Annotated in this window: 10 protein-coding genes and 1 tRNA gene; 7 read left to right on the forward strand and 4 right to left on the reverse strand. The window is 37.0% G+C overall.

Annotation, left to right across the window (positions count from 1 at the left end):
* Nucleotides 1-59: 59 nt before the first annotated feature.
* Nucleotides 60-308 (reverse strand): type B 50S ribosomal protein L31, encoded by a 249-nt coding sequence (locus CRT24_RS12205; RefSeq protein ID WP_099371521.1) that lies wholly within the window; start codon nt 306-308, stop codon nt 60-62.
* A 226-nt stretch (nt 309-534) separates the two neighbouring features.
* On the opposite strand from CRT24_RS12205, the gene lysS reads away from it, so the two are divergent.
* A complete protein-coding gene (gene lysS / locus CRT24_RS12210; protein WP_099371522.1) occupies nt 535-2253 on the forward strand; it encodes a lysine--tRNA ligase in 1719 nt (572 codons plus the stop codon).
* Between the two features lie 56 nt (nt 2254-2309).
* On the opposite strand, the gene CRT24_RS12215 is transcribed toward lysS, so the two are convergent.
* On the reverse strand, nt 2310-3302 hold the full coding sequence (locus CRT24_RS12215; protein WP_099371523.1) for a hypothetical protein: 993 nt from the start codon (nt 3300-3302) through the stop codon (nt 2310-2312).
* A 154-nt stretch (nt 3303-3456) separates the two neighbouring features.
* Here CRT24_RS12215 and CRT24_RS12220 point away from each other — a divergent pair, with 154 nt between their 5' ends.
* Nucleotides 3457-3852, forward strand: coding sequence for a hypothetical protein (locus CRT24_RS12220; protein ID WP_099371524.1), 396 nt, complete (start codon nt 3457-3459; stop codon nt 3850-3852).
* A gap of 61 nt (nt 3853-3913) precedes the next feature.
* Here CRT24_RS12220 and CRT24_RS12225 read toward each other — a convergent pair whose 3' ends face one another.
* Entirely contained in the window at nt 3914-6769 is a 2856-nt protein-coding gene (locus CRT24_RS12225; RefSeq protein ID WP_099371525.1) for a pitrilysin family protein, read from the reverse strand.
* Between the two features lie 120 nt (nt 6770-6889).
* Here CRT24_RS12225 and xerD point away from each other — a divergent pair, with 120 nt between their 5' ends.
* The gene (gene xerD, locus CRT24_RS12230; protein WP_099371526.1) at nt 6890-7783 is read left to right on the forward strand and encodes a site-specific tyrosine recombinase XerD; all 894 of its coding nucleotides are present in this window, start codon (nt 6890-6892) and stop codon (nt 7781-7783) included.
* A 111-nt stretch (nt 7784-7894) separates the two neighbouring features.
* On the opposite strand, the gene CRT24_RS20895 is transcribed toward xerD, so the two are convergent.
* Nucleotides 7895-8065, reverse strand: a complete 171-nt coding sequence (locus tag CRT24_RS20895) for a hypothetical protein (RefSeq protein ID WP_171017667.1) — start codon at nt 8063-8065, stop codon at nt 7895-7897.
* A gap of 168 nt (nt 8066-8233) precedes the next feature.
* Here CRT24_RS20895 and CRT24_RS12235 point away from each other — a divergent pair, with 168 nt between their 5' ends.
* The 4 genes from CRT24_RS12235 to CRT24_RS20680 form a co-directional block, all read left to right on the forward strand.
* The gene (locus CRT24_RS12235) at nt 8234-10537 is read left to right on the forward strand and encodes a TonB-dependent receptor (RefSeq protein WP_099371527.1); all 2304 of its coding nucleotides are present in this window, start codon (nt 8234-8236) and stop codon (nt 10535-10537) included.
* A gap of 10 nt (nt 10538-10547) precedes the next feature.
* Nucleotides 10548-11180: a hypothetical protein gene (locus tag CRT24_RS12240; protein ID WP_099371528.1), complete on the forward strand. Its 633-nt coding sequence runs from the start codon at nt 10548-10550 to the stop codon at nt 11178-11180.
* Nucleotides 11181-11270: 90 nt separating this feature from the next.
* Nucleotides 11271-11342 (forward strand) — tRNA-Arg (locus CRT24_RS12245).
* Between the two features lie 275 nt (nt 11343-11617).
* Nucleotides 11618-11962 (forward strand): hypothetical protein (locus CRT24_RS20680; protein WP_218962623.1); only part of this gene is annotated, 345 nt, incomplete at its 3' end.

An 11962-nucleotide genomic window follows, 5' to 3' on the forward strand; every position in this document is an offset into this window, starting at 1 on the left:
AAAAATCCCGACAAATAAACTTTATCGGGACATTAACAATTTCTTTATAGTAAAGAATATTACTTTTTGTTGTAACGGCTACGGAATTTATCAATACGTCCTGCTGTATCAACCAATTTCATCTTACCAGTGTAGAATGGGTGTGAAGTGTGAGAAATCTCTAACTTTACCAATGGGTACTCGTTACCATCTTCCCAAGTAATAGTTTCTTTTGTATCAACACAAGATTTAGTAACAAAAGAATAGTCATTTGACATGTCTTTGAATACAACTAATCTGTAGTTTGATGGATGCAAATCTTTTTTCATTTTATCTTATGATTACTATATAATTCAACAATTGAGGTGCAAAGATAATTTATTTTTCATTCAAATACAAAAAACATAGATAAATTCATTTCAACACCTGTGAATAAATTTTACTTGAACCACAAAAATAAACAAATCAAAGCACAATAAAGCCTTTTTTCTTCTTAATCCTCTTTAAATAGTTCTAATTTCATACTTTTGCAACACATTATAAGTTGTACGTAAAATGAGCATCGGATTATCTGAACAAGAACAACAAAGAAGGCTGAACCTGAAAGCCTTAATCGACCTAGGCATTGACCCCTTCCCCGCTGAAGAATTCAAAGTTAATGCTACGGCTGAAGATATATTAGAAAACTACGAAAGAGATAAGATCAACTATAAGAACATCAGTTTCGCCGGACGGATAATGAGCCGTAGAGTAATGGGAAGCGCATCCTTTATGGAGCTACAGGACGCTACTGGACGTATCCAAGCCTATGTAAAACGTGATGATATCTGCCCTGACGAAGATAAGACTCTATACAACACCGTATTTAAAAAGTTATTGGACATCGGAGATATTGTAGGTATTACTGGATATGTTTTCACTACGCAAACTGGTGAAATCAGTATACACGTTCAAACCCTAAAAGTTCTTACTAAATCATTGAGACCTCTACCGATCGTAAAAGAAGCGGATGGTAAAACATTTGACGCTTTTACAGATCCTGAACAACGCTATAGAATGCGTTATGTGGATTTGATCGTGAACTCTCAAAATAGAGACATCTTTGTTAAGCGCACGAAATTATTCAATGCTATGCGTGAGTATTTCAACAACGCTGGGTATATGGAAGTTGAAACACCAATCCTACAGGCAATCCCTGGGGGTGCGGCAGCTCGCCCATTTATTACACACCACAATGCTTTGGATATCCCTCTTTACTTACGTATTGCCAATGAGCTGTATTTAAAGAGATTGATCGTTGGTGGTTTTGAAGGTGTATATGAATTCTCCAAAAACTTCAGAAATGAAGGAATGGACAGAACACATAACCCAGAATTCACAGCAATGGAAATCTATGTAGCCTATAAAGACTACAACTGGATGATGGAGTTCACAGAAAACCTGTTAGAACATTGTGCTATCGCAGTGAATGGAACGACAAACGCGACATTTGGTGAACATAAAGTTGACTTTAAAGCTCCATACCCAAGGGTCAGCATGACTGAAGCTATCAAACAATTCACGGGATTTGATATTACAGGAAAATCAGAAGATGAAATCCGCATTGCTGCCAAGGGAATGGGAATCGACGTGAATGACACCATGGGCAAAGGAAAATTGATCGACGAGATTTTTGGTGAAAAATGTGAAGGCAATTTTATCCAACCAACATTTATTACCGACTACCCTATCGAGATGTCTCCTCTGACCAAAAAACATAGAGACAACCCCGAATTGACAGAACGTTTTGAATTGATGGTTTGTGGTAAAGAGATCGCAAATGCTTATTCTGAGCTCAACGACCCTATCGATCAAAGAGATCGCTTCGAGCAGCAACTCAAACTATCTGAAAAAGGTGATGATGAAGCCATGTTCATTGATCAGGATTTCTTGCGTGCCTTAGAATATGGAATGCCGCCTACATCGGGATTAGGAATTGGAATGGACAGATTGATTATGTTTTTGACAAATAACCCTTCCATCCAGGAAGTATTGTTCTTCCCTCAAATGCGTCCTGAAAAAGTAGCTAAAGTAGCTTCTGTATCAGATTTCGTAGAAATCGGGATTCCTGAAGCATGGGTTCCTGTCCTGCAAAAAATGGGATTTACAACAATCGAACTATTAAAAGAAGCAAATCCAAACAAAGTATTCAATGACTTGGGCGGAATGCGCAAAAAAATGAAATTAGATATATCTATGCCAACTAAAGATGAAGTCTTGACTTGGTTTGAATAAGGAAATTCTAAAATTAAAAGGAAATGCCCTGTTGGTTTACAGCAGGGCATTTCCTTTTATTCATCGATTTGGAAACCCCAATATTCATATTTCAAATCATGTTGAAAACTACCTGAACCATGCAATCCATGCAATGAGAATGTAATCGGATAAAGGTTTTTATTTTTACTGTTATTAATGATATCGTAAGTCTTTTTGTACAGATCCAAAATAGCTTTTCTGCCTTCAGCTTTATTGATCATGGTTTCTCTTTTGGAACTTGTTCGATGTAGGATCGCCAAACTCGATTGATCCAATATTTTTAAATCGACCTCATTCAAAGGGGTTAAATCAGACATCTTGTTCAACACTGAAATAAAATCCTCTTCTTTAGATTTCGATTGTGCGTAAAAAATTACTCTATCACCATAAGATGCCCTCTTAACATAATAACAAGGCAATTTATGTTTCTTAATTTCTTCTTCGGCCTCAACTGATAACAATTCTGCAGCATCAGGAAATTCCATGATTACTTCAAAAATATTAAAATTCATAGCACAATAAAATGAGGACTCAGCCTCTTTAAACCCTTTCAATAAAGGAAAAAATCTCTCCCTTTCTTTTTCCGTCATAAGCATCCCTTTCAAGAAATTATAATCCAGTATTTCCCTCCAATAATTTTTCGGACTTATATCTGAATCCTCAATAACAGGTATATGAAGTCCTACATACTGCTGAACATCCAATAAAGTCGGTATTTTATTAAATTGTTCAGATCCCAAATTCGCTTCATAACTCATCAGTCGCACAGGAAGCTTTTTATAGCTATCATACCGAGAAATGGAAATTTTACTTTCGTCACCTTTAAACTCTACTATATTTCCAGGATAAATTAATAGATTGTTTTCATCATCTACATTGAAATAATGGATAATAGAATTTCGAGAAATTTTAATGGGTTCTGCTTCAGGCTTTGGCTGCGGAATTTCAGGATCTACATTTGAGCTTTTTGAACAGGAATAAAAAATAAATATGATTAGAACAGAAAAATTAAAGAAATTTATTTTCATAATTTTTAATATAATAGCCGTGTAATGCAAACTTAACAATTCAATATTAAGTAAAAATTAACAAAACAAAAACTCAAAGTTTAACAAACCTGCGAAATAAAACAAATCCACAGAATTTCCGTTTTAAGATATAACTTATTGAAAACAGATATACATGAAAAAATTATCCCTCATATTAGGTTTACCTTTCATCATTGCTTGTGCCAGCAGTCAAGGAACAGGAACAAAACCACCCAAAATCATCGGAAATTGGCAATGGATTGAAACATCTGGCGGATTTGCCGGCATAACAAAAACACCAGAATCAACCAACTCCATCAAACATTTACAGATTACAAAAGACAGTATTTTCTATTATGACAATGGTGAGCTGTCAAATGCACAGCCCTATAAATTAGAATTAGCAATGTCGCAACTCAGCAATAAAAACGAATGGCAAATCGACGAAACAGTCAGTAAAGTCTTTGTCCACCGACAAGATTCTACTCTGGTTTTAGTGGAGGATTGTTTTGACTGCTTCTCCCATAAATATGTGAAAATGAAAGAATAAGCAAAAGAATTATTGATTATTTATATCATAAAAAAAGCCCCTTTAAAAGGGGCTTTTTAGATTATTTTGCATCCGGAAGAAGGATAAACTTGTAGAAGTTTTCTTCTTTCAGATATTTGTTTGCAGCTGCTTTTACAGACTCAATGCTCACCTTGTCAAGCTCCTCTAAATATCGAGTTACTTTGGTAGGATCTGTATCATTCTGAACAGAACCTAAAAGCTGACCCGCCCAGAAACCATTCTCACGTAAATTGATTTCCAACTGACGTTTCTCTTCAATCTTGAACTTATCTAAATCAACTTGCGATGGACCATCAGCCTTGATTTTTTTAATTACATCAATCGCTGAATTAATCAATGGCTGATATTTATCTACACTTGTTCCAAACCCAATCATAAATGTATACCTAGGTTTCGGAAACTTACTTACGGAAAATCTAGCACCTGTACCATATACTCCACTCTCCTCTTCACGAAGTCTTTCTAATAATTTATTAGTCAAAATAGTCTCTAATGCAGATGTATTCAGATTCTCTTGTTCATTGTATGTATAATCTCCATACATGGTCAAACGAACCATCGCTTTAGCTTCTTTCCCTTTATTGACTACTTTCTCAACACCTTTGTTGTTCTCATATAGGTTCAAATCTTTTGCTTCTTCTTTACGGTTTGTAGTAGGAAGAGCAGCAAGATATTCTTCTAAATAAGGTTTGATCTCGTCTTCAGTAAAGGATCCAACGATTACAAAGGTAAAATCTGAAGCATCAGCAAATCTATCTTTGTATATTTCGAGCGCCTTGGCTTGGTTTACATTTTCAAGGTCTTTCAATGAATAAGGAACACGACGGATGCTGTTACCGTAAAGTGTACGCTGAATGGCATCACTATAGACGAAGTTTGGATCATTTTCACGATTCGCCATCATATCCTTCTGTTTACTGATAACGCTTTGGAAAACATCATCTTCGATTCTTGGCTCCGTGAAATAACCATAAACCATCTCAAAAGCTGTTTTTAAACTTTCCTTATCCGTCGAACCACGCAATCCCTCAGCACGCTCTGAAATATAAGGACTGATGTTCACATCTTTTCCAGTTAAGCTTTTTTGTAACTCAACCGTATTCAATTGACCGATACCAGAACTATTCACTAAATTCCCAGCAAAGGAAGCTGACATATAATCCGCATCAGAATACAAGGAAGTACCACCTGGACTATATGCGTTGATAGAAATCTCATCATTCTTGAATTTAGTAGGTTTTAATAAGACCTTAACGCCATTGCTCAAGATGATTTCTTTAGTTTCAATTTTATCAATCGACTTTTCAGACTTAATCGATCCCTTAACAGGAGCTTTAGACAACATAGGTAAATCAGACACCTTATCTTCGTAGGCTTTCAGATCCTCTTTGTCAATGGAATCAAACCAAGAATTTACAGCAGCTTCATCTGGCAATTTGTCTTTATCGGTCTCAGGCGCCAAAATCAATACATCACGATTCGTGTCAACATAAAATTCTTTGGCGATGTCTTCAACTTCTTTTAAAGCTAATGTTGGCAACAATTGCTTAGTTAATTCATACCTATCTTCATTGCCCAATGCAGGACCATCATTCAAGAAATGATTTAAATAAGTATTTACATAACTATCTGATTTACGTTTATCACGCTCAACATAAGAAGATTCATTGTTCTTGGAGATGGAACTGATAGCTCTCTTGAATTCTGATTCTGTGAATCCGAATCTTTGAAAACGATCTAATTCTCTTACAACAGCTTTGAAACCATCTTCAAATTGACCAGGCTTTGACACAAAAAATGCCCCCATATTATCTAGACCACCAATAAAACCTGAGATATCAACGCCACCTTGAATAAATGGAGGGTTCGCTGATTGACCTAGTTCACGAAGTCTCGCATTGATCATTTGATTGAATACATCTTTCAATAGATCCCTGCGATAATCTTTCACAGTTACTACTTTTTCCTCAGGGTGCTTGATAAAGATTTGACCGATAGTATATGACATCTCCGGATCAGTAACCTTGATAAATTGATTTTTATTCAATAAATCAACCTTGTATTCAGTTCTAGGTTTTTTGTTGGCTGGAACCTTCATATCTGAAAACAACCTTTTCACCTCAGCCTCCATCTGTTTTGGATCAATATCCCCAACTATAATAAGAGACTGCAAATCAGGACGGTACCAATCTTTATGGAATTGACGAATTACTTCAGGATCGAAATTCATAACGACCTTTTCGGTTCCAATTGGTAGTCGGTCAGAGTATCGAGAGCCATTCAACATCACTGGAAAATATTGATCGCGCATACGTTGCTGTGCACCACGGCCACCACGCATTTCTTCCATGATAATTCCACGCTCTTTATTGATCTCCTCTGTGTCCAACATGGCATCCTGCGCCCAATCGCGCATTACTTGGAGACCATTTTTTAATAATTCTGGATCGTCCGAAGGTATCGGTAGTTGATAAACGGTCTCGTCAAAACTTGTATAAGCATTTAAGTCAGACCCAAAACGAACACCAGCTTTCTGAAGGTAATCGATCAATTCGTTCTTTGGAAAATGCTTCAATCCATTGAAGTTCATATGCTCCATAAAGTGAGCCAAGCCCAATTGGTTTTCATCCTCAAGGATAGAACCAACTTTCATAGCCAAATACATCGTTACACGTTTCTCTGGCTCAGCATTTTTACGAATGTAATACTGAAAACCATTTTCCAATTTCCCTTTAATAACATCCTTATCAAAAGGTAATTTAGCATCCCATTTAAGGGAATCGTTAATCAATAATACTTTAGCTTCAGAGTTTAAGGTTGAAGGAACGTAAGCACTCGCCATCTCCGTCGCAAAGGGCAACAGAAAGGCTAATGCCAAGGGTTTTAGAATTTTCATAATTTCAAAAAAAATTTTCTAGAATGGTTATTAATTTATATTTGTTGCCAATCTACAATAAATTATTAAAGCATTAAAACAATTTCTCTATTCTCGCAAAGATTTAGATATATTTAACAGATGAATTGGGAACAACTAAAAAAGGATTTTAAACGTTATTTACTGCTAGAAAGAGGCTTAAGCGATAACAGTATAGTCGCGTATTTAAATGACGTTAAAAAACTTCAGAGTTTTGCCGAATTGCAACAAATTGAACCAAAGGATTTTCAGACCAATGATATACAGAACTTCCTCAAATGGATCAATGAATTCCCCATTTCGGAATATACCCAAGCAAGGATCCTCTCAGGTATAAAAACATTCTTTGGCTTTCTACAAATTGAACATGGCTTAGTAAACAACCCAGCAGAACTTATTGAAACCCCTAGGCTATCCAGAAAAATTCCTGCCGTTCTTAGTATTCAAGAAATTGATGAACTAATTTCTGCAATCAACCTATCTACTACAGAAGGAACTCGAAACAAAGCAATTTTAGAAATGCTGTATGGCTGTGGACTTCGTGTATCGGAACTCTGCAACCTTAAAATATCAAATCTCTTCCTCGATGTAGAATTCATTAAAGTGGAAGGTAAGGGAAATAAAGAAAGACTGATTCCAATTGGCCAACAAGCTATAAAATACTTAAAGATATACCTGGAAGAAATCAGGGTACATCAGACTATAAAAGCAGGTAAAGAAGATTTTGTATTCTTGAACAGAAGGGGTTCTCCCCTTTCAAGGGTTATGATATTTCTGATCATCAAAGACCTTGCTGTAAAGATTGGATTGGAAAAAGAAATAAGTCCCCATACCTTCAGACATAGCTTTGCTTCACACCTAGTTGAAGGCGGAGCAGATCTTAGAGCAGTACAAGATATGCTAGGACATGAAAGCATCACAACAACAGAGATCTATACGCATATAGACAAAGAATATCTGCAAAGTGTCATCACTCAATTCCATCCCAGGTCTTAATGCAACAAAGTTTAATTTAATTTGCAACATTATTGCATTTGAATTATATTTGCACCGTGATTACTTATCTAAAGCCGTTTAAACAATTAATATCATCCTTTTGGATTGGAATTATGTTCCTTTCCATCGGGTTAATTGTATTACATAGGCATGATCACCATCAAGAATCGCATTCTTGTCATACAGAAACAAAACATGACCATCAACATCCCAATTCGGAAGATTGTCATTATTGTTTTCTGTTTTTTCAACAGGGCATTCAAAATGTTTATGGATTTTCATGGGAATCTAAACCAATGGAATTTTTAATAGCTGCTGTATTAAACCACAGTAAGATAGAATTCCCATCCCTTAATCCTCAGACTGGCAAAAGTTTGCGAGCACCTCCCTTTCCTATATTATTTAATCGAGTAATATACAGCATTTTATAATTTATTTACTACAACATTCATGTTGAAATATGTATGGACTGCGCTTCTATTCTTATCGATAGGAATTGTAAATGCACAGACCAATAATCAATATATCAATGGTATTGTCCTGGACGAGAGCGCTGAACCAATTGTTGGCGCAAGCATTACTGTACTAGAAAAGGATTTTAATACTACTTCTGATGTTCATGGCAACTTTAAGTTCAAAGAGGGCGATGGACATCAACACCTTACTTTACGTGTTTCTGCCTTGGGTTATGAAACTTTTGAACAGCCTATTCATACGGAAGCTGGGCATACTTTAAAAATTGTCCTTAAGTCCATTTCCGTATCCATTGATGCTGTATCAATTTCAGCTCAACAAGAAGAGCAAAAAACGGCAATCAAAGCAAAATTAAGCCAACAATTGATCGAAGAATCCAAAGGTAAATTGTCTGCAGAGGTTTTTTCACAGTTGTCAGGTGTCAGCATTCTGAATTCGGGACATTCGGTTGCAAAACCTGTTATCCATGGCCTTCACAGTAATCGCATTATCCTCATGAACAACGGTGTAAAGCAGGAAGGACAACAATGGGGTATGGAACATGCTCCAGAGATTGATCCATTTGCAGCTGATGAATTTGAAGTAATTAAAGGAGCCCAAGCTGTACGCTATGGTGCAGATGCCCTAGGCGGAGTATTGCTGGCAAAAGCTCAAAACCTAGATCCATCAAAATTCCAAGGTAGAGCAGATGTAATCGCGCAATCAAATGGAAGAGGTGGTATGGCCAACCTACAATTCCAAGGGGGCATCAATTCTATCCCTGAATTGGCTTGGAAAGTGCAAGGTTCAGCCAAAAAATTAGGTGACAGCAAAGCTCCTAATTACTATTTGGGAAACACGGGTTCAGAAGAGATAAATTTTTCTGGAACAGTGCAATACCGTAAGGAAAATAAATTGATAGAAGCATATTACAGTAGGTTTGCCACAGAACTCGGCGTGTTCTATGGAGCACATGTCGGAACCATAGATGACATCTATGCAAGAATTGAAAATGGTGAGCCTTTTGAAAAGTATGATTTCAGTTATAAAATCAATGCTCCAAAACAAAATGTATCCCACCAATTGGGAAAGCTGAAGTATCAACAAGAACTGAATAATGGCATGCAGCTAGAGGCTCAATATGCATGGCAACAAAACCATCGCAAGGAGTTTGATATGCGAAGAGCTGTTTCAGATGATGTTCCCATGTCAGATATGATTTTGACTACACAACAGTTGGAAGTTATTCTAAAGGCAAAATCGCACAGCATAGGATTAAATGCAGGTAATCAGGTGAACAACAATGTTTCTGGAACAGGCACCACTCCTATTATTCCGAATTATGACAATTATTCCATTGGACTGTTCGGGATTCATCAATTTCAATTCAATAAATGGATTGTAGAAGCTGGATGGCGTTATGATTATCGTTATTTTGACGCAGCAGGTTATCGATATAAATATACTGATGCTCAACAGTCTGTTCCACAACAATATCTGTTGGAAGACACACGGAGTTTCCATAATTTCTCAGGATCTCTGGGTGCGGCATATAACTTTAACAACGCTTGGCAATATAAAACCAGCTTAGGGTTAGCATGGCGTGCGCCTACAGCAAATGAGCTTTATAGCGATGGTGTCCACCATGCTGCAGCAATTTATGAAATCGGAAACCTTGACCTCAAAGCAGAACAAGGATTAAAATGGGTTCATTCCATTTCCCATAAAACCGACAATATTTCATTGACTGCTGATATCTTCGGACAACTAATCCATAACTATATATACGCTGCCCCAAATCCGGATTCTGTCAGACAGACCATTCGTGGGACTTTTCCAGTATTCAGCTATTCGCAAAACAATGCCGTATTTTATGGAGCAGATATCCAATTTGATTGGAAGATAAACCCTACTTTACATTACAGTTTGCAAGGTAGCCTAGTACGTGCAAAAAACACCAGCACTGATAGCTACCTGCCTTATATCCCATCGGATAGACTTCAAAATTCAATTCAATGGTACTTCACTGAAAACAAAGGCTATGTAAAACTGACTCATGAATTTGTAGCTAAACAAAATCGCTATGAAGAAGGGACTGACTATGTTGCCCCTCCTGCTGCCTATAATTTATTCAAGGCTTATATTACTCAACCTTTCTTAATTAATAAACAACACATCAACATTTCTTTTTCAGTCGACAACCTGTTCAATAAAAGCTATAAAGACTATATGGACAGATTCAGGTATTACACTGACCGACCTGGAAGAAACTTTATTTTATCCGTAAACTACAAATTTTAAAAACGACATCATGAAATCAAACATTGTAATTCTTTTAATATTAGCATCATTCTTTACTTTTCAATCATGTTCAAAGGATGATCCAACGCCAGAAGTTGACCAAGAAGAAGTAAGTTCAGCAACCCTTACATTCACTGAGGTTGAAGCTGAAAAGCACGACGACCATTTTCATTATCATGACATCCAAAACCCAGAAGTTGAGACAATAGAATTCTCAGGTAATGATTTTTTACCTCCTGTAGATGCACATGTTCATTTAGAAGTTGGAAAATCATACCGTTTCAACCTTAAAGTAAAAGATTTTGCAGGTCGCGAGAGCCAACAAACTTTCATTGACAGAGCAGATCAGCATTTTGCTTTCATCCTTGGCGCACCTGAAGGTTCATTGGCAGCAGAATATGCCGACAAAACTGCAGACGACAAAGCAGCTAATGTAGGCGTAACAGGATATATCACCGTATTGAAAGCATCAAACAGCTTTACATTCCGCTATTTGATGAGACACCTTAACCCAGGAGTAAAAGACAAAATCAACCCTAAGACTGATATCTTCAACAAAGATTTCAATCAGTTTGCAGGAGCTAACGACTTGGATCTAAAAGTTCAATTCCACCTTGTCGAAGAAGGTCACGAAGGTCACTAATATTATTGAAACCCTATAAATCAATAGCTTGCTAAAATCAGCAAGCTATTGTTGCATAAAACGCATAAAAAATACTATTTTTGGCGTGCCGCCTCCGTAGTTCAATGGATAGAATGTTAGATTCCGGTTCTGATGATGTAGGTTCGATTCCTACCGGAGGTACAAAAAAGCGAAAAAAGCCAGTCCCAAGACTGGCTTTTATTATTTACTAAGATCAAGGTTGCTTAAGAAACAAATATTGCCTCTAGCCCGGCGGGACTCCCATTATATCCCAAACTATAAAATGCCAGATGAATGCAACTATTAAAGAAAGGATCGTTTCAAACTATAAAAACCCCAGAGGGCAATGTCATTAAGTTAAGAAAAAAATAAGGCCATAAATCACGTAAATGTTTAATTTTGAATTCACTACTAAACAAATCTAAACAACCGCGTTTATGGCCGATGTAAAAATAGCACTTAAAATCATATCAGACCTAAAAAATTTTATTTCTATCTGTTTAACAGATCCTTTGCTGCTCAATCTTTTCAGGAATTCCAAAACCCATTTCACCCGGGACCGCAAGCTCAATTTCGAGAGATTGGTCCTGCTGATCGCCAAGATGTGCAAGCGGACCCTCTCTGTCGAACTGGAAGGTTTCTTTGGTGAGTTGGGCAAGAAGATCAGTTGCTCGGTGAGTGCCTTTTCCCAGCAGAGGAGCAAGCTGAGCCCCCTTTTCTTCCTGGTCTGGAACCGGGTGCTCTGCGAGAGCTTCCTGCGCCATGCTTCGGGGGATACCAGG

The sequence above is a fragment of the Sphingobacterium sp. 1.A.5 genome (assembly GCF_002734235.1).
GTDB lineage: Bacteria > Bacteroidota > Bacteroidia > Sphingobacteriales > Sphingobacteriaceae > Sphingobacterium > Sphingobacterium daejeonense.

Coding starts and splice junctions, on each gene's coding strand:
- CRT24_RS12205 (WP_099371521.1), bottom strand. CDS start 308: ATGAAAAAAGATTTGCATCCATCAAACTACAGATTAGTTGTATTCAAA.
- CRT24_RS20895 (WP_171017667.1), bottom strand. CDS start 8,065: ATGAAAATCCATAAACATTTTGAATGCCCTGTTGAAAAAACAGAAAAC.
- CRT24_RS12225 (WP_099371525.1), bottom strand. CDS start 6,769: ATGAAAATTCTAAAACCCTTGGCATTAGCCTTTCTGTTGCCCTTTGCG.
- xerD (WP_099371526.1), top strand. CDS start 6,890: ATGAATTGGGAACAACTAAAAAAGGATTTTAAACGTTATTTACTGCTA.
- CRT24_RS12235 (WP_099371527.1), top strand. CDS start 8,234: ATGTTGAAATATGTATGGACTGCGCTTCTATTCTTATCGATAGGAATT.
- lysS (WP_099371522.1), top strand. CDS start 535: ATGAGCATCGGATTATCTGAACAAGAACAACAAAGAAGGCTGAACCTG.
- CRT24_RS12220 (WP_099371524.1), top strand. CDS start 3,457: ATGAAAAAATTATCCCTCATATTAGGTTTACCTTTCATCATTGCTTGT.
- CRT24_RS12215 (WP_099371523.1), bottom strand. CDS start 3,302: ATGAAAATAAATTTCTTTAATTTTTCTGTTCTAATCATATTTATTTTT.
- CRT24_RS12240 (WP_099371528.1), top strand. CDS start 10,548: ATGAAATCAAACATTGTAATTCTTTTAATATTAGCATCATTCTTTACT.